Here is a 24,162-nt window from a genome sequence, read left to right as displayed (position 1 = left end):
AGAGAAAGACTGGGTATACTCGTTGGCACTTGTCGGAGTGCCATTTGGCTGAGATCGCATCATTAAGTGCGGGATCCGCAGAACCTGATCGGGTTAACACCCGCGTAGGAAACAAGAAAGTCTCTATTTTTCTTATCTGCATCAAATGAACTCCTGTGAAGGTTGTTAATTTGATGTCACGTTATTTTCATCATCTTTTAATACCTCCACAGGGCTCATCTTTTTTGCGAACTAAATCCCGTTAATAATGGGTATTTTTTGTCGTAATCGAGCACCCAGACAAGCAATTCTCTATTTTTTCATAGTAGGAACTGCTTATGTCAACCTCACAAAAAATCACTAAAAAAACCCGAGATCAAGCGCGTCTTGATGCCAAAACTTTTATCGAATCCCTACAAGCAAGGCCTTTTCCTGCGTCTGAGCGTATTTATCTGACGGGGTCAGAAGAGTCGATTCGCGTGCCAATGCGCAAAATCAATCTGACGGATACGCCAATCGGTTCAGATCCAGATAATTTGACCTTCGAACCTAATGAAGCGATTTACGTGTACGACTGCTCAGGTCCTTATGCAGACCCAGAAGCCAATATAGATGTGCACCAAGGCTTGGCGGCTATGCGTGCGCCTTGGATTGAACGCCGTCAAGACACCATAACATTACCCCATGTGTCGTCAGAATTTGCTCAAGCGCGATTAACGGATATTGCCCTTGAATCCCTGCGTTTTCAAAACTTACTGACAGTACGAAAAGCCCGCGAAGGCCAATGTGTGACGCAAATGCATTACGCTAGAAAAGGCATAGTTACCCCTGAAATGGAATACATTGCGCTGCGTGAAAATCAAAATTTAGACGCCATAAAAAGTGAGTTATTACGCAAGCAGCATCCTGGGCAAAGCTTTGGCGCCAATATCCAAACGCGCATTACGCCAGAATTTGTCCGCGATGAAGTGGCCGCTGGCCGCGCTATTATTCCTGCCAATATTAATCACCCAGAAAGCGAACCTATGATCATTGGGCGTAACTTTTTGGTAAAAGTGAACGCCAACATTGGTAATTCAGCGGTGACATCTTCCATTGAAGAAGAGGTCGAAAAGTTGGTTTGGTCAACCCGTTGGGGTGCTGATACCGTGATGGATTTGTCCACCGGTAAAAACATCCATGAAACCCGCGAATGGATCTTGCGTAATTCTCCAGTGCCCATTGGTACTGTGCCGATTTACCAAGCGTTAGAAAAAGTGAACGGCGTGGCTGAAGCGCTTAATTGGGAAGTCTTTAAAGACACCTTAATCGAGCAGGCTGAACAAGGCGTGGATTATTTCACCATTCATGCCGGTGTGTTACTGCGTTTTGTACCTATGACGGCAAAGCGCTTAACCGGCATAGTGTCTCGTGGTGGTTCCATCATGGCGAAATGGTGCTTGGCTCACCATCAAGAGAGCTTCTTGTATGAGCGTTTTCGCGATATTTGTGAAATCTGCGCCGCCTACGATGTGTCACTTTCGTTGGGCGATGGCTTACGCCCCGGTTCGATTATGGACGCTAACGACGAAGCACAAATGTCAGAACTGCGCACTCTAGGTGAGTTGACGAAAGTGGCATGGGAATACGATGTGCAAGTGATGATCGAAGGCCCTGGTCATGTGCCAATGCAGTTGATCAAAGAGAACATGACTGAGCAATTGGAGCATTGTCATGAAGCGCCATTTTATACCTTAGGGCCGCTCACTCAAGATATTGCACCGGGTTACGATCACATTACCTCTGGCATAGGCGCCGCGCAAATTGGTTGGTATGGCTGTGCCATGCTGTGCTACGTGACGCCCAAAGAGCATTTGGGTTTACCGAATAAAGAAGACGTTAAAGAAGGTTTGATTACCTACAAAATCGCCGCCCATGCCGCGGATTTAGCTAAAGGTCACCCCGGCGCTCAAGTACGTGACAATGCGTTATCGAAGGCGCGTTTTGAGTTCCGCTGGGAAGACCAATTTAATCTTGCGTTTGACCCAGACACAGCGCGCGCTTATCACGATGAAACCTTGCCTCAGGCGTCTGGTAAAGTCGCGCATTTTTGCTCTATGTGTGGTCCGAAATTCTGCTCTATGAAAATCACTCAAGAAGTACGTGAGTATGCCAAAGGCTTAGAAGATCAAGCGGCAGCGGCACAGCAAGATGCCGAAGAGGGTATGCAGAAAATGTCTGAGCAGTTTCGTGAGTTGGGCAGTGATGTCTATTTGACCACAGACAAGTTAACAACAGACAAGTTGACCACAGACAAGCTGGCTTAGGTTGAGAGATAACATGAATAAACTTCCCGTTATTTGGCAGGTTGGCGCACGTCAATCTCGCACTGGCTCGTTTGCCTTATCTGTGTCGATTGCCGAGCACTTACCGTGTGTTGTGAAGTATATCGACAGTTATCAGCAAGCAGGCGCGTCCACTTGCCCCTGCTCATTTGTCGAGTTCGATGACCAATGGCAAACGCTGCTTGATCAATCTATGGCCGATGTCATTTATCTGCATGCACTGCCATCCAACGAATTGATGGTGTGCTGCGCTAAATGGCTTCAGCATATCAAGGCGTTATTGCCGTCAGTGATTGTGGTGCTCAATGCTGACCTTGATAGCAATGTGAACGGTCAGCGCTTTTTGAGCGAGTTACTCACCAGTACGGATGTCGTTCTAGCGCCGAAGCGTCAGCTTGATTGCTTAATAGATTGTCACGATACGACGTCTGTAGCAGATGTTCATGCCGCGTTGGCGCCTTGGTTTGCAGTCTCTGACGCTGTGTGGCTGTTGACCGATGAGCAGGATTCATCGGTGTGGTATGTGACGAAGCAGAAAATGTACGATTTTTCGTTTGCCTGCGATTCTGTTGCTTTAACACAGGCGCAATCCTACCGCCGAGCGTTTTCAATGGCTTGTTTTTTAGGTCATGGTTACGACGAGCTGGATGCCACTACCATGGCACAAACCTATTTGGCCAGTGATCTTGATGGTCATACTGGCTGGCCTAATCAAACTCAGTACTTACCGACCGTGACTGAGTTAAGCGACGGCCAAGCAGGCGTCGTCGAATCTAAAACCACCGCGAGTAGGCTAACGTTTGCCACGATCGATAAACAGAAATTTGGCTTATACCCGGTGGTCGATTCTTTAGCGTGGTTGGAATTGGTACTAGAAAATGGCGCCACCACGGCTCAACTGCGTATTAAAGACCCTAGTACGTCGACATTAGACAGCCAAATTAAAAATGCGGTGGCTCTTGGTCAGCGTTATCAGGCTCAGGTGTTTATTAATGACTACTGGCAAAAGGCCATTGAACACGGTGCTTTTGGTATTCATCTTGGGCAAGAAGACTTAGAGGTTGCTGACTTGGCGGCCATTAGCCAAGCGGGACTGGCGCTGGGTATCAGCACCCACGGCTATTTTGAAATTGCCAACGCGATGAAGATCAACCCCAGTTACATCGCGCTGGGTCATATTTTTCCTACGCAAACCAAAGACATGCCATCACAGCCACAAGGGCTGACACGGTTAGCACTCTATGCTGCCTTGCTCAAAGGTGTTTATCCGACGGTTGCTATTGGCGGTATCAGTGCCGAGCGTGTGGCTCCTGTACTGAAAACAGGGGTCGACAGTGTCGCTTTGGTGACCGCGATTACGAAAGCTCTGAACCCAGAGCAAGCCACGCGCGATCTATTGTCTGTGTATCAAACCGAAAAGGCGCTTCTTGATGAGTAACGAAATCACGCTTTATGTGAATGACAGCCCAATGTCTTGTGTTGGCAAGACGCTAGCGGATTTATTGCAACAACTTGAGAAACCGTCTCAAGGCATTGCGGTGGCGATCAATCACGCCGTGGTGCCTAAAAGCGTATGGGCCACGACCCTGCTTGAAGACAATATGAATGTGTTTATTTTTGAATCTATTGCAGGAGGTTAACGTGTCATCTTTAATGATTGCAGGTCATGAATTTCAATCACGATTATTTACCGGTACCGGTAAATACGCCAGCGCCGAGGCGATGATGGCATCGATCAATGCCAGTGGCAGTGAGCTGGTTACCTTGTCGTTACGTCGTATGGATTTAAAACACCAAAGTGACAATATTCTTCAGCCATTGCAGCAGCATGGCATTAAGTTACTGCCCAATACCTCAGGTGCTCGCACTGCAAAAGAGGCGGTGTTTGCCGCCCAATTGGCGCGTGAAGCATTGGAGACTAACTGGGTTAAGTTAGAGATTCATCCTGATCCTAGGTATTTAATGCCTGATGCGATTGAAACCTTGGCCGCCGCAGAAGAACTCGTCAAGCAGGGCTTTATAGTGATGCCCTATGTGCATGCCGATCCAGTGTTATGTAAACGTTTGGAAGAAGTCGGTTGCCAATGTGTGATGCCACTCGGGTCGCCTATTGGTTCTAATATGGGCTTGGCGAGCAAACCCTTTTTGGAAATTATTATTGAGCAGAGTCAGGTGCCCGTGATTGTGGATGCGGGTATCGGAGCACCATCGGATGCGGCCTTAGCGTTAGAAATGGGCGCCGATGCGGTGCTGGTGAATACCGCAATGGCCGTGGCGCAAGATCCTGCGCAAATGAGTTTGGCCTTTAAAATGGCGGTAGAAGCAGGGCGCTTGGCGTATGAATCTGGCTTGGGTGAAAAGCGTCAGCAGGCGCAAGCGTCTAGCCCTTTCACAGATTTTGTTGGTAGCTTGTCATGAGTACCGCTAAAACACTTCATATTTGCCCGCAGAGTCCTGAGGTCGAAGGGCAATTTAGTGCTGTGTTGGCCGCGCAGTCTTGGCAGCAGACCAGCCGTTTGCATGAGTCAATAAACGATCAGGACGTTAAACTTGCATTGGCTAAGAAACGCTTGGACATTAATGACTTCGCGGCGCTTATTTCGCCTGCAGCAGAGCCTTATTTAATGCAAATGCTGGCAAAATCGGAGCAACTGACGAAACAGCGTTTTGGTAACACAGTGAGCTTATTTGCCCCTTTATACCTGTCGAATACCTGCGCGAATGAATGCACCTATTGTGGTTTTTCCATGAGCAATGCGATTAAGCGACTGACCTTAAACGAAGGGCATATCGCCAAAGAAATGACGGCGATCAAAGGCAAAGGTTTTGACAGTATTTTGTTGGTCACGGGAGAAACGAATAAGGTATCGATGCCGTATTTCGAGCGCATGATTCCCTTGATTAAGCCGCACTTTAGTCAGCTCTCTATGGAAGTGCAGCCGCTAGAATCTGAAGAATATAAAACCCTGCAAGGTATTGGCTTAGATGCGGTGTTGGTCTATCAAGAAACATACCGGCGACAAACCTATTTAGAGCATCATTTACGCGGCAATAAGTCCGATTTTAATTATCGTCTCGATGCCCCAGATCGCATCGGTCAGGCTGGTATTCATAAAATTGGCTTAGGTGTTTTATTAGGATTAGAAGACTGGCGTACCGACTCGATCATGATGGCCAAGCATTTACGTCACTTGCAAAAGCGTTATTGGCGCAGTCGTTTTAGCGTAGCGTTTCCTCGTATTCGCCCTTGTGCTGGTGGCATAGTGCCTAAATCAGTGATTTCTGATCGTCAGCTGGTGCAATTGATTGCGGCGTGGCGTTTATTTGATGCGGATCTTGAAATGAGTCTATCCACGCGAGAGTCGGCTGAGTTTCGAGATCATGCGGTGCGGATGGGCTTTACGACCATGAGTGCTGAATCCAAAACCCAACCAGGGGGGTATGCAGAAGACGCTCCACAAGCGTTGGAGCAATTTGAGATCAGTGATGAGCGATCGGTGGACGACATCGCAGAGATGATCCGCCGCCAAGGGCGTGAAGTCATCTGGAAAGATTGGGACCCAGCATTGAGTCATTAAGTTATTGAGCCATTAAATCGTTGAGTCTGGATGATTAAATAAAGCGTATTTTTATTCATGCTTCTGGATAGTATAGGATAGCCCCATGTGCAGTCACGAATCAGCGGCTGAGCATGGGTTTTTTTGTCTTAAATCATCATCAGCAAGGTGTACTATGTGGTATCAAAAAGAGCTTACACTGCCAAGAAAGCCAAGAGGTTTTCACCTCATTACAGACGATATTATCCGCGCTTTACCTGAGCTACGGACGATAAAAATCGGCTTGTGCCATGTCTTTATTCAACACACATCTGCCTCACTGACGATAAACGAAAACGCGGATGTTACCGTGCGCGAGGATTTCGAAAGCTATTTCAACCGGACAGTGCGAGAAGGTGAGCCCTATTACCGTCATAATTACGAAGGTGATGACGATTTACCCGCCCATATAAAAAGCAGTTTGCTTGGTACAAGCGTGCAGATACCGATTAGTAATGGCCAGCTCAACATGGGGCTTTGGCAAGGCATTTATTTAGGAGAGCATCGAGACCAAGGGAGCGAACGCTCGCTTATTATTACCCTTAACGGAGAGAGGTTATGAGTAAATTAACGCTAGATGAGGCGGATAAGGTCAAGATGACTGACCAATTAAAATCTTATTTAGAACAAGAGTTTGACCTGAGTGTTGGGGCCTTTGATGCCGAATTTCTATTGGATTTCATCACTGATAATTTTTCTGCCACTTATTATAACAAAGGCCTGAGGGACGCTCAGCAAGTGATGCAAGAAAAGATGGAAACTGTTCATGATGCTCTTTATGAACTAGAACTTCCGACGTAATAGCCGGCTAAGTGTCTGTTATAAATAGGGTTGTTGGGTGATAAGCCACGAATAAAGAATGATTCCTGACAGCAGTCTGACAAGATTTACTAAGCAGTTTCAGCGCACTGACATACATTGACAAAAAAACTCTTATACTGAATCCATGTTGTAGGGGTTGTTCTTTGTTCCCTTTGGGCAGCCTAGGCGATGTGGAAGTAAGTGTGAAAATCTGAAGATGATGCAGGTTTTCATACCAGTAAGGATATTAGAGCTCCAATTTTTCATTGATAGTTGTTGAGTGTTGCCCCAGTTGTCAAAGGCTGGGGCTTTTTTATATAAAGTACAATCAAATGATTTTAAATTCTTCTAAATTAAGATAATAAATCACATCACTTTTTTTAAATCTAGATGAGAGTGAATTCCAATGCAATTTAAAATTGAAAAAATCAATTTAAATTGATCAATATTATTTAATACTTTTTTATGCTTTAAATTTTTCATGCACTATTTTGTTATGTGTAAATAAATTATGCTCTAGTTTGGATCATAAATAATGAAGTTTATTAATATAGTCATCATGTTTTACACTGTTTTTATATAGTAAAGGTGTGGTGCTAACCAGCTTCTTGAACTCTTTTTGAAAGTGAGACTGGTCGCTAAAACCTAGATCAAAGGCTAAATTTGAAAGCTCAAGGTGGTCGCTGTGATTGATATTATAAACCGCAGACTGGCAGCGTACGATGCGACTAAAAAGCTTCGGTGATACGCCAATGTCATCAATGAATAAGCGTTGGATAGTACGTCTTGTGTAGCCGGTTAGTGTTTCCATATCTTGTATTTTTATATTGCCGTTATGCTGATAAATACTTTTCATTACTTGGTACGTAGTTGCTGAGCATTTTCGTGCTTCTTGGTGCCCGTAGAATTGTTCAAAATAGGCGACTTGTTCAGTGAAGCATTCTGTGTTTATTACTTGTTCAAATAATTGATTTATATTGGGATTTATTTCATTTAGGGTGTGTTCGTTGCAGACCAGTTCTTGTGCCGACGTGGCTAGAAAATCCGGCATTATGCCGGCAGAAAAACGCACCCCAAAATAACGATGACCGCGATTGAATGGTATGCTGGTGGCTTCCAGTGGCGTGCCATATACCTTGGCGCTTGGCCGGCTGCTGTCGCAATCAAAAAGAATATCTACACAGCCGTCAGGAATCGCAAAAATAGCCTCATCATCGTCTTTCACCTCAAAGCTGTAAAAATGTGAGATAGATGCATTGCGAGCATTCGAAAGGGAAAACTTTTGTGCAGCACTGAGTACCATCCAAGGTTGTTTAGAACGAATGCTTTTTAAATTGGATAACAATTCATGAGTAGACATACGTATAACCTGATATTTATGTAATCTATTACATAAAGCAAATTAAGTGCCAATATTATTTTGGTAATATTTATAGTCTTATTGTCCCAAAAATACAATACGAAATAAATCGGTATTACTAATATCGAAATTCCTGCTAAACATTCATTTTTATTTTATAGAGCTTGTTAAGTTTCTAAAAAGTAATTTTCGAATTAGCAGAATTTTATTCAATTTTATATTTTGGGTGATGCTATGTCTGACAATACAAAAATCGATTTTATCTATCTTTCTGAACAAGACATGATCAAGGCGGGCGTAACCGATATGCCGACTTGCGTCGACACCATGGAAGAGATGTTTGCTCTGCTTTATAAGGGTGACTATCGGATGGCTGGAGCCAACAATGATTCCCATGGCGCTATGGTGACATTCCCTGAGACATCTGACATTCCTAACATGCCTCATCATACGCCAGATCGTCGCTTAATGGCGATGCCGGCGTATCTAGGGGGCGATTACCAAACATGTGGCGTGAAGTGGTATGGCTCAAACATAGCAAATCGTGAAAGGGGTTTACCACGCTCCATTTTGATGATGACACTAAACGATGTCGATACTGGCGCACCCTTGGCCCATATGTCTGCCAATTTATTATCGGCCTATCGCACAGGAGCCGTTCCAGGTGTGGGAGCGCGTCATTTAGCACGTAAAAACTCAAAGGTTATTGGTCTATTAGGGCCTGGCGTTATGGGAAAAACGTCGGTTGCTGCGTTTATGGCGGTATGTCCGAATATTGATACCTTAAAAGTAAAAGGGCGTGGCCAGAAGAGTTTGGATGACTTTTTAACCTGGGTAAATGTCACTTTTCCACAAATCACCAATGTACAAGTGGTGGATACCCTTGAAGAGGTGGTGCGTGATTCAGACATAGTCACTTACTGTAACTCAGGTGAAACAGGGGATGTGTCGACTTACCCGATAGTGAAGCGAGAGTGGGTGAAATCAGGGGCGTATATTTCTATGCCTGCTTATTGCCGATTAGACGAAGATCTTGAAAAAGACGATGTACGTAAAATTCTCGACAACCCAGGTCTATACGACGCTTGGTATGAAGAAGCGCCAAAGCCATCTCATATGTACATTCCTATCATCGGCTGTCGCTTTCTAGATATGGTCGAAGAGGGATTAATGAGTAAAGACAGCCTTGAAGACCTAGGAGCCATAGCGGCTGGTGCTGCGCCGGGGCGTTTAAATGACGAAGAAATTATCATCTTGTCTGTCGGTGGGTTGCCAACGGAAGACGTGGCATGGGCCACTAAAATTTATCGTAATGCGTTAGAGAAGAATATTGGTGTGAAATTGAATCTCTGGGATACCCCAGAACTTCGTTAATTTCATCGTGCAATGGAAGAGTGCATTAAGTGTGTTTTGTGCTCTTCAGATCATTCTTATTTAACTTATTAGGTAACCCCATGGCGAAAATTATAAAACTAAAAACGGGCTCTAAATTCGAAGAGTCCGCGAGCTATTCCCGACTTGTAGCCGTTGATAATTGGATTTATGTCTCCAATACAGCGGGCCGCAATCCTGTCAGCAAAGAAATTCCAGACGATTTACTGCAACAAACTCAACAAGTGTTCGACAACATTGAAGCGGCGTTAGCGTCGGTAGAGGCCTGTTTAGGCGACGTTGTGATGTCTCGAGTCTTTATTCAGAATCCTGCGGACACCATGGCAGTGATGGACTTTATCGGCACTAAGTTTAAAGGCATTGACCCTGCTACGACGGTAACATCGCCACCATTAGGTTCCAGCGAATATAAGGTTGAATTGGAGGTGACTGCGTATCGTGGTGCCGCCACAGCAGAGCTTGAAACGAGACAGCTGTCTTAAGCGGCATTCCGTCATGATTGGGCCGAATGGCTCTGGGCATTAAGTAATGGATAGGGCAAGGGTATGACAAAAACACTCGATAGATTCAATACGACAGATGAACTCCCTGCAGCGACGACGGTGGTGATTATTGGCGGCGGTATTGTGGGGGTGTCCGCGGCACTGACGTTAGCCGAGCGCAATATTCCAGTTGTATTGATTGAAAAAGGCCATGTGGCGGGTGAGCAGTCTTCGCGAAATTTAGGTTGGGTGCGTAAAACCAGCCGGCATGCGGCAGATATTCCATTGGCGATGGCCGCAGATCGCTTGTGGTCCGAAATGCCAGAGCGTGTGGGTCATTCATTAGGTTACCAACAAGCAGGGATTATGTTTCTTGCCAAAGACGATGAGCAAATGGCAACTCATGAAGCGTGGCTAAACTCGGTGAAGTCGTTTGACCTTGATTCTACTTTATTAAGCTCCGCACAAGTTGATCAACGCGTTCCAGGTGGAAAAGGGGATTGGGTGGGGGGTATTTATACCGGCTCTGATGGTCGAGCCGAGCCTTCTGATGCTGTTCCTATGATGGCCAAAGCGGCGATTGAAAAGGGTGCCATTATCATCCAGCACTGCGCCGTTCGCATGTTGTCGACTTCTGGAGGAAAGGTGAGTGGTGTGGTCACAGAAAAAGGGGAAATCCGCTGTGAACAAGTGTTGCTAGCGAGTGGTGCGTGGTCGCGACGCTTTTTAGGGAATCATGGTATCTCGTTACCGACTCTGCCAGTAATTTGCTCTGTTATGCGTACCAAGCCGATGGAAGGTCCAACGGATATTGCCGTGGGTGCACCGGATTTCTCTTTTAGAAAACATCAAGATGGTGGCTTTATCGTCACTCAGCGTGGGGCATTAGATGCGCCTATTACGCTAGACCATTTCACTGTGGGATGGCGTTACTTAGCGCAGTTGCGTGCTCAACGACGTTTTTTACGTGTATCAATGGGGCGTTATTTCTTTAAAGATTTGGCGCTGAAACGCCGCTGGAAAGCGGACAGTGTTAGCCCATTTGAGCGTATTCGTACCATGAACCCTGCAGTAAACCCCGCGCTCAACCATGAAGCGATGACGAACCTTCGTGATGCTTGGCCCATTTTTAATAATGCGGAGTTGGCGGAAGCCTGGGCAGGTCTGATTGACATCACTCCTGACTCAAATCCTGTTATCGATCATGTAAAAGCAATGCCAGGACTGACGCTCGCAACGGGTTTTTCAGGACATGGTTTCGGTACTGGACCTGCTGCCGGACAATTGGCCGCGGACCTTGTATCCAATGCTGCTCCTCTTATTGACCCAAGCCCTTATCGATTTGATCGGTTCTGAAATAGCTAATTTCTATTCATTGAAAAGGAACATTATTATGAGTGACCTTACCGTGACACAAAACGCAAAAATGGCGAGCAGTAATGCCTTACTAAACTCAAGCTCGAAAAAGATTGGGTTATTGACCATGATGTCGATCTGTATCGGCTTGGTTATTGTACAGGGAGCGATGATCTCTGGTTTACAAGGAGTAGGGATGGGTGGAACCACCTTTCTATTCGCCATGATGGCAGCACTGTTGATTTCTCAGTGTAATGCCATGAGTTTTGCGGAATTGTCGTTGATGTTTCCTCAAGAAGGGACATTGGCCACTTATACCCAAAAGGCAATTGGTCATTTTCCAGCGATTGTTGCTGTGTTTGCCGGTTATGTTGTTGTGGCTTGCTTAGCAATACCGGTAGAAATGTTTTTGGTCGATGCCATGGTAGGTGAGCTATTGCCCGGCGTGTTCCCAGAAAAAGTCATCCCTTTAGCAATTCTTGTTGTGCTGACTATTACAAATTTGGTCGGAGCGGATGTATTTGCCAAGGTACAGAATGTGCTGGCATTCATTCTTGTAAGTGCGCTAATTATTCTCGGGCTAGTGGCCATTACCGGGATAGATCAGCCTCATGCTGTTGTTTCAGGCACCCATGTTAGCTGGGGATTTGATGGCGTTGTCGATGGTAGTTTTATCGGGCTTATTGCTCTGGCAATGTGGTTATTTGTTGGCGCTGAATATATTTGCCCAATGATTAATGAGGTAAAAGACCCAGTGAAAAATATCCCCAAAGCCATGCAGTTGTCGTTATTTGCCATCTTTGGAATATTTGCCTTGTTCGTATATGGTGCGAGTTTATATCTCAATACGGAAACTTTATTGGGATCACCCATTCCGTATTTAGATTACTCGAACGCGGTGTTTGGCAAAGCGGGTTTGTTCATTGCGACTATTATGGGACTGGCGGCAACATGCAGTACCATCAATACTATTTTAGCGGCTTTACCGCGTATGTTGCATGGCATGGCTAAAGATAAACAAGCCTTTCCAGTGTTAAAAGCAACGAACCGTTTCAACACGCCTTGGGTTGGAATTGTGATGATGGCCGTGTTGTCATCTATTCCTTTTGTAGCGCTTGGTATTGATTCACTGATCGTCTTGGTCATTGCCGCGACGACTAGCTACTTATTGGCTTATATCATTGCTCATGTGGATGTCATTGTATTACGTATGCGCATGCCAAAGCATCAACGCCCATACAAGACACCGTTTTATCCGCTGCCTCAGATTCTCGGTATTGCAGCCATGGTGTATGTAGCGCTGAACAACTCACCCTCTCCTGAAATGACGCAAACGGTCTACAGTATTGCTGGTGGCATGCTGAGTGTGATTTGTTTGATTGCTGCTGTGTGGGTGAAATTTTATATGAAACGAGATTTGTTTGAAGCAGACATGGATTAAAGAGTCGAATTTTGAGAGTCGCCGCCAGCTTAAATGATGAGTCGCTGGCGGCTAGCTTTTGTATGCGCTCTGGCGAGTATTCAACACTAAGGATGATTATGCTGTTTGGAACGAAACGAATTAAGTTGCTAGAAAATGAATTAATGGCCGTTAAAAAAGAAAAACGCTTGCTAGAAGAAGAGGTGTTTTCGCTAAGAGAAAAAAGTGTAGTGCAGGCGCTTGAACAACAAAATTTACCACCAACCAATAGTTATTCAGAACAATTTCTTGATGCGAAGCAAGCTGTTTTAGGCCCTGTATTAGACACCATTAATGAAATTTCAGAACGTTTGTTTGATCCGATGAGCGCGTCTGAAGGGACGAATGGCGATATTGAGAAAAACAAACAAGGGATTGTTACATTAACAAAAGATATGTCTGACATCGCCTTACAAACACGTCTTAGTTTGCAAGATATGAACGAGCTTAAAGGCATTGCCGCTGACATAAAAGGTTTTATTGATACGATACAAAGTATTTCTGCACAAACTAATTTACTTGCGTTGAACGCCGCTATTGAAGCAGCACGAGCAGGGGAACATGGACGTGGTTTTGCGGTCGTCGCTGATGAGGTTAGGTCGTTGGCAAATAAGACTAGGGAATCTAGTGAAAATATTTCAGCTTTAGTCCAGCGTATTGACGAAAGAACAACCTTAGTCTGTGGGCAAATTGAATTGCTTCATTGTTCATCTCAAAAGGTCAGTGATTCTAGCTCAGCGTTGGCGGCCTCTTTTCAAAACACCGCGAGTAATATCGCTATGCTTATGGAATCCGGTTATCAATCGATGGGTTTTGCTCATATGTCCTCTGCTGTTCTTGAGTTGAATAAATGGCAAACAGAAGTGGTTTTGGCTGTTTCAAAAGGGGATTTATCTGCGCAAAATTTGGATGTTAAAACAACGAAGTTTGCAGATTGGTACTACCATGGCACTGACAATGAATTTAACTTTCGCTCTCAACCTAGCTATCTGAGTATTGCAAATGAGATGGACTTGTTGAATCAACTGGCTCAAGAGCTTTGCCGGATACCGAAATCTGACATTGCTCAATTAGTTCAAATTGATCGTGAAATGATGAACCATGTACTGGCCATCCATGACTTTATGCATACGCTTTTGCAGTATTTATTCAAAAACATTTGATCAAAAAAACGCCCCCCTTCACTACGTGGATAGATATGTATTTTTGTATGACACTCTTGAGCGTTGCTTCGGACTTTACTAAATTACATTGTAATGACGACTTTTCTTTTACGTTTTGATGACAAGTTTGGCATCTTATTCCTCTCTCTTTGGTATTGTTTGGCGAATTTATCGCCATAATGAAATCTAATAAATCAGTTGAGAAGGGGCTTAAAGAATTATTATGCTGAATCGCAAAAAAGCAGGAATACTAAGTGTTGTTGGGTTAAGTGCCGTTATTCTGTCGGGAGTGGCCACCAATGCACTTGCAGACACCCAATCATCATTGCCAAAAGCTCATACCACCGCAGCAACGAGTCAACAAATTGCGGATAGCATGGCCGCCGATATGGCCAAAAAATTAGATTTGAATGCGGTGACTGAAAAGAAGGTCTCTTCATTGTTTAAAGTAGATGGCGAAAAAATCCGCACTATGCAAATGCAGCTAGGTGAAAATCGTCATGCGTTGAATGCGCTATCCCCAAAAGATAAAACGTACATGAAGCAAGTGGATAAATTAGCCGAGAAAAGCGCCGATCTTACTAAGCAATTAACCATTCAATACGCGAAAAGCCGTGCTGAGTTGTATGCATTATTGACTCCAGATCAAATTAAGAAGTTAGAGAATTACGGAAAACAAGCACCTAAGCCACCCAAAGAAAGTTGATTTTATAGCTTTAAGCTATGTTTCTTAAAATAGCTTAATTGAGTCAGATTTAAATACATTATTCGATTGTTGTTGAGAGTATTGCCTCAGTTTGAAAAAAAACTGGGGCTTTTTTAATGCCAAAGCAGAGACGATCCATGTCATACAATTCGCATTATGTTTCCTGTAAGGACGATCTAGATCAATCTTGTGTGAATATTAGACAGCGCAAGCCGAGCAAAAGAGTATGCTAATAGTAGTAATTTATTTATATCTTCCTTAAAGCCGTAACAGGGGTTCTTTTTATGAAAGAGAGACATTATGGAGTTTAAAGACTATTACAAAATTTTGGGTGTGCCTGAGCAAGCTGATGTCTCGACGATAAAATCGAGCTATCGAAAACTCGCTCGAAAATATCATCCCGATGTCAGCAAAGAAAAAGATGCTGAACAGCATTTTAAAGAAGTTGGTGAAGCTTATACCGTATTAAAAGACGCCGAAAAACGAGCTGAATACGATATGTTGCGTCAGCAAGGGACACGTCAGGCAGATGGTGGATTTAGACCACCGCCAAATTGGCAGAATGCTCACGCTGATAATGGCGGGTTTGGTCCAGGAGGGAGTGGCGACTTTAGTGATTTCTTCGATTCAATTTTTGGCGCTCAAGGTGGTGGTTTTCATCAGGCCGGTGGTTCAACTCATCGTTCTCAAAGTCACCATTCGGCCAATCATCGCGGGCGCGATATACACCATAAAATCGCCCTGTTTTTAGAAGAAGCCTACGAAGGTTGCCAGCGACAATTATCTTTGCGGGTTTCTGAACCAGATGAAAATGGTTTTATAAGACAGCGTGATAAAGTACTCAATGTTAAAATTCCTGCAGGCGTGATGCAGGGTCAGCATATTCGTTTGGCTGGACAGGGCGAAGCGGGTGTTGGTGAAGGTAAAGCAGGTGATTTACTGCTTGAGATTGAATTTGCTCCGCACCCTTATTTTGCTGTAGATGGAAAAAATATTTTACTTACTTTGCCTATTAGTTGTTGGGAAGCCGCGCTGGGTACGTCAGTAGAAGCACCTACTATCAGTGGTAAGGTGAAATTGAAAGTGCCTAAAGGCGCCAACAGTGGTAACAAGCTGCGCATTAAAGGCAAAGGCTTGGTTGGCAAAACAGGTGAAAAAGCAGGCGATCAAATTGTTACACTACAAGTTAGCTTGCCAACTTCACACAGTAGTGAGGCAGAAGCGCTTTATCAGAAGTTATCTGAATGTGAAGCTGATTTTAACCCACGCCATGTTTTCGAGGGGTAGATTATGTCTAAGTCAGAGATAGTGGTTATCGAGTCTACTCTAAGCGAGCATAGGCTATTCACTTTAGAGGAAGTCTGTGAGCGATGTGGTTCACATACTGACATCATTATTGAAATGATTGAATACGGTATTGTGGAGCCCATCGAGCGTCCATCTCCTGCTATTTGGCATTTTAATACGCAAGCAGTGGTCAGATTACAGCGTGCGCAAAGATTGATGGATGAGTTAGAGCTAAACTTATCGGGTGTTGCTCTTAGCCTTGAATTGCTGGATAAAATTGACGATTTGCAAAATCACATAGCGGTATTGAAAAGTCAGCTGCCTTAAGTTAAATCAAGCCAATAGATTGATGTTGAACTGAGCCTCGGTTGTATAAAACTGGGGCTTTTTTATTGATAATATCAGACCGTAAAAAAGGGCAGTGGCATTATCTACAGTGCCAAAGGAGTAAGGGATGTTACCTACATGAATAAGACACCGCCTCATCTTACAAGATGGGAGGCGGTGTCTTCTATTTCAAATGACGTTTTAGCTAGTAACCGTGTTGAATAACTCAAAGTAGGTCGGGAAGGTTTTTGAGGTACAACCCGGATCATTGATGGTGACTGGGGTGTCTGAAAAAGCAACCAGTGAGAAACACATGGCAATGCGGTGATCATTGTAGGTGTCGATCGCAGCATGGTTTAGCTTGGCTACTGGGGTAACGGTAATAAAATCTTCCCCTTCAATAACGTCAGCGCCCAGCTTTTTAAGCTCGGTTGCCATGGCGTATAAGCGATCTGTTTCTTTGACGCGCCAGTTATAAATATTGCGGATCGTAGTAGGGCCTTTAGCAAATAGTGCGGTTGTCGCAATGGTCATGGCCGCATCTGGGATGTGATTCATATCCAAGTCTACGCCATTTAATTCACAGTGCTCAGCTTCTATCCAAGTTGGGCCGTAAGTGATTTTAGCGCCCATTTGAGCTAACACATCGGCAAATTTCACATCCCCTTGTACGCTGTCTGTACCGACACCGTGTACCTTAATTTTACCCCCAGCAATGGCTGCGGCCGCTAAGAAGTAAGATGCTGAAGACGCATCGCCTTCCACCATGATTTCACCAGGGCTTTGGTATGTTTGCTGGCCTTTGACAACAAAGGCTTGGTAATTTTGATTTTCTACCTCCACTCCGAATTGCTTCATCGCGTGCAGTGTAATATCGATATAAGGCTTAGAGACTAATTCACCGTCTACTTTGATGGTTAAGTCGCCTTGAGCCAGAGGGGCGCTCATCAGAATGGCGGTTAGGAATTGGCTAGAAATATTCCCTTTGATAGAGACTTCGCCACCGGATAAACCATTGGCTTTAATGCAAAGTGGTGGGTAGTTGGTATCGCCTTCGTAGCTAATGTCTACACCAAGTGCTTGCAACGCATCGACTAGATCGCCGATTGGGCGCTCGTGCATGCGCGGCTCACCGTGAAGGTGGAATTCACCTTGTCCTAAGCAAAGTGCTGCAGTCAATGGTCGCATGGCGGTACCTGCATTGCCTAAGAATAAGTCGCCAAAGTCAGCTTGGATTGGACCTGCAAGGCCTTCCAATATACAGGTGGTGCCTTGGTCTTCTAGAGAGTAGTTAACCCCTAACTTTGTTAAACTAGCGAGCATGTGTTTGATGTCGTCACTGTCTAGCAAATTTGTAATTTTAGTGGTGCCCTTAGCTAGCGTGGACAGTAGTAAAATACGGTTTGAAAGGCTTTTAGATCCAGGTATTTGGATTTCGCCATTGGCGTGGGAAAGAGGGCCAAGTGTTATTGAGTTCATCATAAAGTCCGTTAGGTTTCTTATATATATTCGTATTATGACGGTGAGTGATTCACCGTTTGCTTATTCGTTTTCGCTAAAATTATCGATTAAGGCGCCATTGTTTAGCGCCGCCATATCTAACTCGTTGAGTGTTTGATAGGTGGCTTCGATGGTTTGGATGCGCTCATTTGCGCTGTCATAGCTTTCTTGATAAACACTGCTGGCGATCATGCTGATTAGGTTCATCACGCTGGCATAGGAGTCAAAGGCAGAAACGCCACGGACGACACAAGGGAAATGTAAGTCGCTAATTTCGTGAGGATTAACATCTGCATGGTCAGTAATGTAAACCAGCCTAATGCCTTTTTGGCGTAAGCTTATCATGAGGTTTTTTAGCCAAGAAGGACGACGTCGCACTCCCATAATAATCACGATGTCTTCTTTGGTGAAACCGGCCACTTCTTCGCCCAGTGTTTGGCCTGGTAGTGGCAATAGTTGCACTCCAGTTCGACATTGAGTGAGCTGTTGGCGCAGGTGTAGACCAAGGGCGTGATTATTTCGATAGCCAATAATGTAGACTTTTTCTGCAAGGCTAATCCAGCGAATAGCCGTTTGATAATCTTTTGTATTGATCGACTCTAAGGTGCGACGAATATTGCTCTGATCACAGGTAACGTAATCTTGAAAGAGTGTCGACAGCGGACGATTATCCGGTTGTTTCTCGGCAATAGGGGCTCCCCAGCGACGAGCAGCGCGTACCTGTTTTTTGACTTCGGTAAAATCCTTGTACCCTAAGCGTTGTAATAAGCGCGTTACGGCGGATTTAGAAACATCAGCAAGCTTAGCAAGCTCAGTAGCAGAGTAGGTCGCAATGTCCCCCTGATGGTTTAGGATACAGGCAGCCAGCTTTTGCTGAGTAGGCGAAAGTTGGTCGTAAATAAGCTTAATTCGTTGTTCTATCGATTGATCTTGCATCATTAGTGTCATATTAATTCGCGAGTTGACAAATAATGAAGGAAAACGCGGCGACAGGGAAGGGGGCGTGCAAAGTTAGTTCTCGATTGGTTACTTAAATAAAAGATTCAAAAGTTTTATCTTTTCTTATTTTGAAACAAATGTATTATCTATGTATTCATTAAATCACAATTATGCTTGGAATGTTTCTCTGTTCTGTGCCGCTATATAAGGAGTATTCATGTCTCAATCTACCACCGTTTGGTATGGTGTAAATCTAGCCTCAGAGCGTTTAGGTGCAAAAGCACTGTTTGCCAACGACGATTTTTTTGCGCCAAAAGAAAGAATGCTACAAGACAGCGATCCTGTCTTTATCCCTGGAAAATACGACGATAATGGTAAATGGATGGACGGCTGGGAAACCAGACGTAAACGTGAACAAGGCTATGATTACTGTATTGTTCAATTAGCTGTATCTGGGCGCATTAATAAAGTGGAAATTGATACGCGCCACTTTACGGGTAATTTTGCACCGGCGGCAATGTTAGAAGCGTGTTTTAGTGATGGCGCGCCAACGGAAACGACTGTATGGACACCGCTTACAGAAACAGTTGCACTTGAAGGCAATACCCAAAAGCTTGTCGATATAGAAAGTAACGAGGTATATACCCATATTCGGTTAAATATTTACCCTGACGGCGGCGTCGCTCGCTTGCGTGTTTATGGTCAGCCTGAAGTAGAGTGGGACGGGTTAGCATCACAATCGTTGGATTTGTTAGCGATGGAAGTGGGTGGTCGTGCGATCAGTGCTAATGATGAGCATTTCGGCACTAAGCACAACTTAAACTTACCAGGTAAAGGTCTTAATATGGGCGATGGCTGGGAAACTCGTCGCCGTCGTGAACCAGGTAATGATTGGGTTATTTTAGCATTGGGTCATCGTGGTGACATTGAAGAAATAATCATTGATACCGCTTTCTTTAAAGGCAACTTCGCTGATGCGTGTTCTATCCAGGTCGCGGATGTTCAAAATTTACCAGAAAGTACATTGGCGGCTCAAAGCTTATATTGGCAAGAGCTGTTACCAAAATCTAAATTAGGTGCCGATCAAGAACATTCATTTAAAGAAGCGTTGGAGAGTGTAGGTCCGATTACACATCTACGGGTAAATATCTTCCCTGATGGTGGTATCAGTCGTATTCGAGCAATCGGTAAACCCGTTCTTTAAGGCGTTGTTATGATACTTATTCCAGAAACATTAACGGTAGAGGCTTTTGCGCCTTTTGGAGATGTGATCGAGGCGAATGAGGCGGCTCATTCGTTTTTGATCAATGGCGGGACGACTCAGCGTTTTCATAATCTAGCTGAGGTGGCTTTTGAAGGAGGTGACAGTGCTCAATCAACGGATAACGCTCGTGCTGGTATAAGCGTCTTCCGAGGGCAAGCTAGGCGCTTCCCAATGCCTATTAATATGCTGGAAAGGCACCCGAAAGGGTCGCAAGCTTTTGTTCCACTGCAAGATCTGCCGTATTTGGTTGTTGTTGCTCCTAATGGTGACAATGATCAACCGGATCTTGCGAAACTTCGCTTGTTTTATGTTCATTCCAAACAAGGTGTTAATTACCGACAAGGTACTTGGCATCATCCATTATTAGCGTTACAGGAAACGTCTGATTTTTTGGTGGTGGATCGAATCGGTGGTGGTGCTAACTGCGACGAGTTTTTCTTTCCAGAAGAAGGGATATTCACCATTGAAAAATGGAAATAAACGCTGAGAGTTTGCGATGAAAGTGAGATGGCTTAGAATGCATATTTGTATTTAAAACACAAAAGGACGTTCCGTTATGCGCCATCAATATCACCCTTTGGGGTTTGAAGGATCTCGAATCGCACAAGGCTTTTGGCGTTGTGCTGAATGGAATATGTCACCGGCCGAGCGATTGGCTTTTATTGAAGCAAGTTTGGCGTTAGGCGTGACCACGTTTGATCACGCCGATATTTATGGCGATTATCTGTGTGAAGGGTTATTTGGTGAGGCTTTAGCGCTAAAGCCTGCATTACGCGATAACATGGAGATCATCACTAAATGCGGTATTCTTCTGCCTTCTGGTAATCGACCTGATGTTGGTTTTCATCGCTACGATTACCGTAGCCAACATATTATTGACAGCGTGGATGCTTCGTTAGCGGCTTTGCAATGTGAATACATAGATACCTTGTTGTTGCATCGCCCCAGCCCTTTGATGGATGCTGATGAGGTGGCGCAAACGCTTGATCACTTATTTACACTGGGTAAAGTAAAGCATTTCGGTGTTTCTAACTTCACCGCTTCTCAGTTTGATCTTTTACAGTCTCGCTTGGATGCGCCTTTAGTGGTTAATCAACTAGAGCTGTCGCCTATTGCACTACAGCATTTTGAAGACGGCACCTTAGACCACGCTCAGCAACATGCAGTGACGCCAATGGCGTGGTCGCCGTTGGCAGGAGGGGCTTTGTTCTCAGCTTCTGATCACCAAGGGGTAGAGGGAAATGAAAAAATACTAAGAGTGCGGTGTGTGTTGCAAGAGATTGCAACGAGACGCGAAGTTTCTATAGATAAGGTTGTTATTGCTTGGTTGTTGCGCCACCCATCAGGGATTTGTCCAGTGATGGGGTCGGGAAAAATTGAGCGACTTGAGCGTGTTGTTAGCGCGACTAAATTAGTATTGAGCGATGATGATTGGTTCAGAATTTGGACTGCTTCTCAAGGGCATTCAGTGCCTTAGGCGGTAAGTTTTATTAATCTAAGGCATTTTCTAAGGCCGTTTAAGTATTCACTTAAACGGCCTTTTTAATGAGTAAATTCGGGCCGTTTTTTACTGATTAAAAGTGTATTTGGTTATTTTTGAATATTTCTTGGAACTTATGAGAATTGCTAGGGTCAGTTAAACTGTAAAAGAACAGTAATGATAACAAATCTCATTCAAATTTTATTTGAGTCTTATCATTACCCATTTTTGTTCTGATCTTTTTTGAATGTAACTAGGTAGCTTTTATGAAAAAAACAATACTTACGGTTCTTATTGGAGCGAGCGCACTGTCGGCTCATGCACAGACTTATGAGTTTCCAGTTTCTTTGCCAGATTATAAAGGCGATGCGACTTCATCGGTTTCTTATGGCGGTCAAATCGCTCGTCATGCTTTGCACAACTCTCTTAAAAAAGCATCCAAAAGCGGTGATTTGGCGTTGATGGAATCGTACTTTTCCAGCAAAGCAGAAGGCCTAAGCATTTTAGACCCGGTCAGTAAAAAAGGTTTCCCGATCAAACAGTCTAGTATTGACGAGCTGTCAAAAGGCAAAGACTTAATGTCGAGTGCTTACCCTGGCACCATTACCGGTTGGCCTGGCAATTTGACTGGCCCAGAAGTGTTGCAGCAAATGGTCACCAACGCCGCCAACACAAAGGGCGGTTATGACCCTGTTAATGGTTATGATTACACACAGTTGATTTCTAAATTCACCATGGGTGCGGTGTTTTATAACAAGGCAGTGAACGGCTACCTTGATGAAAAACTCGAAGCGGATGTTAAGCCAAACGATAAGCCTTACAGCAAGGGCGCGGCTTATACTGGTAAAGAGCATGTTTGGGATGAAGCGTTTGGTTACTTTGGTGCGCCAATAAATGGTTTGGAATTGACGCCAAAAGAAGTGGTTCAAATCGTAAAGTTGAACCCTGATTACTTCGCAAAAGCGGATTTGAATAGAGACGGTGTGGTTGATCTGAAAACGGAAATGGCCTTTGCGCACGCATATTACGCTGCGAGCATTGACGCCAGTGGTAAGACAAATTATTTCCATACGATTTTGCAAGCCTTCTACGATGGTCGTAGCTTGATTCAAGACGCCAAAGGCAAAGTGCTTAGCGCCGCACAACGTGAAGAGCTAAAAGGTTACGCGAACGTGATTGGTGTGGCTTGGCAACAAGTGATTGCCGAAGCGGCATTCAAATACGCGGGTAGCGTGTACGCAGATTTGGAAAAAATCGCCATTATTGAAGAGTCTAACGGTGATGTGAAAAAAGCTTACCGAAATTATGTAAAACATTGGGGTGAACTGAAAGGTTTCGCTTTGTCTCTTGGAGCGGCAGGTCGTGATCTAGGTCGTGCCCAGTCACAACTGGATCGTTTGATTGGTTTTAGTCCAGTGTTGTTTGGCAATGCTCAAGTTGTTGCAGCCAACAGCAAAGGGGACTTTACTCAAGCGGAATCAATCAGCATGCAAGAATACAAATTGAATATGTTGAAAGTACAAAATCTATTAGGCAGTCATTTTGCCTTAACGGCGAAATTAAATGACCGTACAGGCGGCATGGACGATGTGTTAGAGCAACTAAAATCCGGCCCTAGTGCAGAAAACGATTAATCCGTTTTATGGCTAGCGACGTTTTATCATCATGATAATGGCCGATTATGGGGTTTGGTTAATCAACGAGCTGTCTCTGGCAGCGAGTGATTTGCTAAACCCTAGTAAAAGAGTGTCGATCTGCTATTTAGCATCGGCGCTCTTTTTTGCGTTTGCTCTCTTTCTGTTTCGCTATGGAAAAAAGGGCATCGGACGCTTGAAAATGCTGTTTTCTTGGCGTCTCTGGTGGCACCCATCCGCGCGGGTCGATTATGGTCTTTGGTTGTGTAACCGGCTGATATTGTCGTTGGTGTTTCCCAAGGTGATTACCACTCTTGGGGTAGTAACGTGGTTGATGTATCAATTGCGTGAGCTAGGCTTATCGCCGTTGCCTGTCGCTCTGCCAGATTGGAGCGTCGTGGCGATCTTTTCCTTGTGTTATTTTTTACTGGATGACTTTTCACGGTTTGGTTTGCACTGGTTAATGCATCGTTGGTCATGGTTGTGGGCTTTTCATCGTGTGCATCATAGTGCCGAGGTGTTAACCCCCTTTACCGTATTAAGAACGCATCCTGTTGAAGGCTTGCTGTTTTATGGCCGTTCTTTACTGGTTCAGGGTGCGTTAGTTGCACTGTTCGTTAGCGTATTTCCAGGCCAAGTCTCATTGTTGATGATAGGCGGCGTGTTTGTCGTCACTTATGTCTTTAATGTGTGCGGTGCGAATTTGAGGCACTCTCCAGTACCGATAAGTTATGGCAAAACCATAGAGCGTTGGCTAATTTCACCGGCTCAGCATCAATTGCATCATTCGGTTGCCGTAGAACATTATGACTGTAATTTTGGGGTGGTGTTGTCCATCTGGGATCGATGGTTTCGGTGTTTTCAATTCGGCAGTGACCAGCAAACATTGCGCTATGGTACCTTGTCTGCTCTCGACCAAGCTGGCGTGATAGGGCAATACGTATCGCCTTTTCAGCGTATAAAGATACGAGCGAAGAAAAAAACAGCGACGACAACAGAATCAAGACAAGATAGCCCTCTCGCCTAAGGGGTATCTTGTCTTGATTGTGAATTACTGGTGATTGGTTTTCGATTCAATATTAATGGATGATGCCAATTATATTTTATTATTGC

Annotated in this window: 23 protein-coding genes and 1 riboswitch; of the genes, 20 read left to right on the top strand and 3 right to left on the bottom strand. The window is 44.5% G+C overall.

Annotation, left to right across the window (positions count from 1 at the left end; translation table 11 throughout):
- Positions 1 to 23: 23 nt before the first annotated feature.
- Positions 24 to 128: riboswitch (TPP riboswitch) on the top strand.
- A 189-nt stretch (positions 129 to 317) separates the two neighbouring features.
- The 7 genes from thiC (at position 318) to V6259_RS02920 (ending at position 6,700) form a co-directional block, all read left to right on the top strand.
- Positions 318 to 2,285, top strand: a complete 1,968-nt coding sequence (gene thiC, locus V6259_RS02950) for a phosphomethylpyrimidine synthase ThiC (protein WP_341583257.1) — start codon at positions 318 to 320, stop codon at positions 2,283 to 2,285.
- A 13-nt stretch (positions 2,286 to 2,298) separates the two neighbouring features.
- A complete protein-coding gene (thiE, locus tag V6259_RS02945) occupies positions 2,299 to 3,741 on the top strand; it encodes a thiamine phosphate synthase (protein ID WP_341583256.1) in 1,443 nt (480 codons plus the stop codon).
- A complete protein-coding gene (gene thiS / locus V6259_RS02940) occupies positions 3,734 to 3,943 on the top strand; it encodes a sulfur carrier protein ThiS (RefSeq protein WP_341583255.1) in 210 nt (69 codons plus the stop codon). Before thiE ends, thiS begins: the two co-directional genes overlap by 8 nt.
- 1 nt (position 3,944) lies before the next feature.
- Entirely contained in the window at positions 3,945 to 4,721 is a 777-nt protein-coding gene (locus V6259_RS02935; RefSeq protein ID WP_276312841.1) for a thiazole synthase, read from the top strand.
- The gene (gene thiH, locus V6259_RS02930) at positions 4,718 to 5,881 is read left to right on the top strand and encodes a 2-iminoacetate synthase ThiH (protein WP_341583254.1); all 1,164 of its coding nucleotides are present in this window, start codon (positions 4,718 to 4,720) and stop codon (positions 5,879 to 5,881) included. The genes V6259_RS02935 and thiH overlap by 4 nt, the downstream gene beginning before the upstream one ends.
- A 154-nt stretch (positions 5,882 to 6,035) precedes the next feature.
- On the top strand, positions 6,036 to 6,461 hold the full coding sequence (locus tag V6259_RS02925; RefSeq protein WP_341583253.1) for a secondary thiamine-phosphate synthase enzyme YjbQ: 426 nt from the start codon (positions 6,036 to 6,038) through the stop codon (positions 6,459 to 6,461).
- Complete coding sequence (locus V6259_RS02920; protein ID WP_341583252.1) at positions 6,458 to 6,700, top strand: DUF2164 domain-containing protein; 243 nt, start codon at positions 6,458 to 6,460, stop codon at positions 6,698 to 6,700. The genes V6259_RS02925 and V6259_RS02920 overlap by 4 nt, the downstream gene beginning before the upstream one ends.
- Positions 6,701 to 7,226: 526 nt before the next feature.
- On the opposite strand, the gene V6259_RS02915 is transcribed toward V6259_RS02920, so the two are convergent.
- On the bottom strand, positions 7,227 to 8,060 hold the full coding sequence (locus tag V6259_RS02915; RefSeq protein ID WP_341583251.1) for a helix-turn-helix domain-containing protein: 834 nt from the start codon (positions 8,058 to 8,060) through the stop codon (positions 7,227 to 7,229).
- Between the two features lie 234 nt (positions 8,061 to 8,294).
- On the opposite strand from V6259_RS02915, the gene V6259_RS02910 reads away from it, so the two are divergent.
- From V6259_RS02910 to V6259_RS02875, 8 genes are all read left to right on the top strand, one after another.
- The gene (locus tag V6259_RS02910; RefSeq protein WP_133011180.1) at positions 8,295 to 9,434 is read left to right on the top strand and encodes a tyramine oxidase subunit B; all 1,140 of its coding nucleotides are present in this window, start codon (positions 8,295 to 8,297) and stop codon (positions 9,432 to 9,434) included.
- Positions 9,435 to 9,514: 80 nt separating this feature from the next.
- Entirely contained in the window at positions 9,515 to 9,934 is a 420-nt protein-coding gene (locus V6259_RS02905; protein WP_341583250.1) for a Rid family hydrolase, read from the top strand.
- Positions 9,935 to 9,997: 63 nt separating this feature from the next.
- Entirely contained in the window at positions 9,998 to 11,290 is a 1,293-nt protein-coding gene (locus V6259_RS02900) for an NAD(P)/FAD-dependent oxidoreductase (RefSeq protein WP_341583249.1), read from the top strand.
- A gap of 37 nt (positions 11,291 to 11,327) precedes the next feature.
- Positions 11,328 to 12,731 carry an APC family permease gene (locus V6259_RS02895; RefSeq protein ID WP_341583248.1) on the top strand — a complete coding sequence of 468 codons (1,404 nt, stop codon included), beginning with the start codon at positions 11,328 to 11,330 and terminating at the stop codon, positions 12,729 to 12,731.
- 11 nt (positions 12,732 to 12,742) lie between these two features.
- Positions 12,743 to 13,912: a methyl-accepting chemotaxis protein gene (locus V6259_RS02890; protein ID WP_341583247.1), complete on the top strand. Its 1,170-nt coding sequence runs from the start codon at positions 12,743 to 12,745 to the stop codon at positions 13,910 to 13,912.
- A 223-nt stretch (positions 13,913 to 14,135) separates the two neighbouring features.
- Positions 14,136 to 14,618 (top strand): Spy/CpxP family protein refolding chaperone, encoded by a 483-nt coding sequence (locus V6259_RS02885; protein WP_133011185.1) that lies wholly within the window; start codon positions 14,136 to 14,138, stop codon positions 14,616 to 14,618.
- A 300-nt stretch (positions 14,619 to 14,918) separates the two neighbouring features.
- Positions 14,919 to 15,905 carry a DnaJ C-terminal domain-containing protein gene (locus tag V6259_RS02880; RefSeq protein WP_341583246.1) on the top strand — a complete coding sequence of 329 codons (987 nt, stop codon included), beginning with the start codon at positions 14,919 to 14,921 and terminating at the stop codon, positions 15,903 to 15,905.
- A gap of 3 nt (positions 15,906 to 15,908) precedes the next feature.
- Positions 15,909 to 16,232, top strand: a complete 324-nt coding sequence (locus V6259_RS02875) for a chaperone modulator CbpM (RefSeq protein WP_341583245.1) — start codon at positions 15,909 to 15,911, stop codon at positions 16,230 to 16,232.
- Positions 16,233 to 16,433: 201 nt separating this feature from the next.
- Here the strand turns inward: V6259_RS02875 and aroA are convergent, their stop codons facing one another.
- Entirely contained in the window at positions 16,434 to 17,711 is a 1,278-nt protein-coding gene (gene aroA / locus V6259_RS02870; RefSeq protein ID WP_133011235.1) for a 3-phosphoshikimate 1-carboxyvinyltransferase, read from the bottom strand.
- Between the two features lie 63 nt (positions 17,712 to 17,774).
- Positions 17,775 to 18,671: a MurR/RpiR family transcriptional regulator gene (locus tag V6259_RS02865; protein WP_341583244.1), complete on the bottom strand. Its 897-nt coding sequence runs from the start codon at positions 18,669 to 18,671 to the stop codon at positions 17,775 to 17,777.
- 217 nt (positions 18,672 to 18,888) lie between these two features.
- Here V6259_RS02865 and alc point away from each other — a divergent pair, with 217 nt between their 5' ends.
- The 5 genes from alc to V6259_RS02840 all read left to right on the top strand — a co-directional run bounded on the left by alc (position 18,889) and on the right by V6259_RS02840 (position 24,076).
- Complete coding sequence (alc, locus tag V6259_RS02860; RefSeq protein WP_341583243.1) at positions 18,889 to 19,875, top strand: allantoicase; 987 nt, start codon at positions 18,889 to 18,891, stop codon at positions 19,873 to 19,875.
- 9 nt (positions 19,876 to 19,884) lie between these two features.
- Complete coding sequence (locus V6259_RS02855; RefSeq protein WP_133011190.1) at positions 19,885 to 20,415, top strand: ureidoglycolate lyase; 531 nt, start codon at positions 19,885 to 19,887, stop codon at positions 20,413 to 20,415.
- Positions 20,416 to 20,491: 76 nt separating this feature from the next.
- Positions 20,492 to 21,412, top strand: a complete 921-nt coding sequence (locus V6259_RS02850; protein ID WP_341583242.1) for an aldo/keto reductase — start codon at positions 20,492 to 20,494, stop codon at positions 21,410 to 21,412.
- Positions 21,413 to 21,681: 269 nt separating this feature from the next.
- A complete protein-coding gene (locus tag V6259_RS02845; RefSeq protein ID WP_341583241.1) occupies positions 21,682 to 23,049 on the top strand; it encodes a DUF4856 domain-containing protein in 1,368 nt (455 codons plus the stop codon).
- A gap of 31 nt (positions 23,050 to 23,080) precedes the next feature.
- A complete protein-coding gene (locus V6259_RS02840) occupies positions 23,081 to 24,076 on the top strand; it encodes a sterol desaturase family protein (protein WP_341583240.1) in 996 nt (331 codons plus the stop codon).
- The last annotated feature ends 86 nt before the right edge of the window (positions 24,077 to 24,162 follow it).

Origin of the sequence: Marinomonas sp. TI.3.20, assembly GCF_038155025.1 — a bacterium.
In the GTDB taxonomy this organism is placed as follows: domain Bacteria; phylum Pseudomonadota; class Gammaproteobacteria; order Pseudomonadales; family Marinomonadaceae; genus Marinomonas; species Marinomonas flavescens.
Note: the sequence above shows the minus strand (reverse complement) of the source record. Positions and strands in the feature narration are given on the sequence as shown.

Coding starts and splice junctions, on each gene's coding strand:
- thiH (WP_341583254.1), top strand. CDS start 4,718: ATGAGTACCGCTAAAACACTTCATATTTGCCCGCAGAGTCCTGAGGTC.
- aroA (WP_133011235.1), bottom strand. CDS start 17,711: ATGAACTCAATAACACTTGGCCCTCTTTCCCACGCCAATGGCGAAATC.
- V6259_RS02850 (WP_341583242.1), top strand. CDS start 20,492: ATGCGCCATCAATATCACCCTTTGGGGTTTGAAGGATCTCGAATCGCA.
- thiE (WP_341583256.1), top strand. CDS start 2,299: ATGAATAAACTTCCCGTTATTTGGCAGGTTGGCGCACGTCAATCTCGC.
- V6259_RS02905 (WP_341583250.1), top strand. CDS start 9,515: ATGGCGAAAATTATAAAACTAAAAACGGGCTCTAAATTCGAAGAGTCC.
- V6259_RS02875 (WP_341583245.1), top strand. CDS start 15,909: ATGTCTAAGTCAGAGATAGTGGTTATCGAGTCTACTCTAAGCGAGCAT.
- alc (WP_341583243.1), top strand. CDS start 18,889: ATGTCTCAATCTACCACCGTTTGGTATGGTGTAAATCTAGCCTCAGAG.
- V6259_RS02895 (WP_341583248.1), top strand. CDS start 11,328: ATGAGTGACCTTACCGTGACACAAAACGCAAAAATGGCGAGCAGTAAT.
- V6259_RS02910 (WP_133011180.1), top strand. CDS start 8,295: ATGTCTGACAATACAAAAATCGATTTTATCTATCTTTCTGAACAAGAC.
- V6259_RS02855 (WP_133011190.1), top strand. CDS start 19,885: ATGATACTTATTCCAGAAACATTAACGGTAGAGGCTTTTGCGCCTTTT.
- V6259_RS02845 (WP_341583241.1), top strand. CDS start 21,682: ATGAAAAAAACAATACTTACGGTTCTTATTGGAGCGAGCGCACTGTCG.
- V6259_RS02885 (WP_133011185.1), top strand. CDS start 14,136: ATGCTGAATCGCAAAAAAGCAGGAATACTAAGTGTTGTTGGGTTAAGT.
- thiS (WP_341583255.1), top strand. CDS start 3,734: ATGAGTAACGAAATCACGCTTTATGTGAATGACAGCCCAATGTCTTGT.
- V6259_RS02925 (WP_341583253.1), top strand. CDS start 6,036: ATGTGGTATCAAAAAGAGCTTACACTGCCAAGAAAGCCAAGAGGTTTT.
- V6259_RS02915 (WP_341583251.1), bottom strand. CDS start 8,060: ATGTCTACTCATGAATTGTTATCCAATTTAAAAAGCATTCGTTCTAAA.
- V6259_RS02880 (WP_341583246.1), top strand. CDS start 14,919: ATGGAGTTTAAAGACTATTACAAAATTTTGGGTGTGCCTGAGCAAGCT.
- thiC (WP_341583257.1), top strand. CDS start 318: ATGTCAACCTCACAAAAAATCACTAAAAAAACCCGAGATCAAGCGCGT.
- V6259_RS02900 (WP_341583249.1), top strand. CDS start 9,998: ATGACAAAAACACTCGATAGATTCAATACGACAGATGAACTCCCTGCA.
- V6259_RS02840 (WP_341583240.1), top strand. CDS start 23,081: ATGATAATGGCCGATTATGGGGTTTGGTTAATCAACGAGCTGTCTCTG.
- V6259_RS02865 (WP_341583244.1), bottom strand. CDS start 18,671: ATGATGCAAGATCAATCGATAGAACAACGAATTAAGCTTATTTACGAC.
- V6259_RS02920 (WP_341583252.1), top strand. CDS start 6,458: ATGAGTAAATTAACGCTAGATGAGGCGGATAAGGTCAAGATGACTGAC.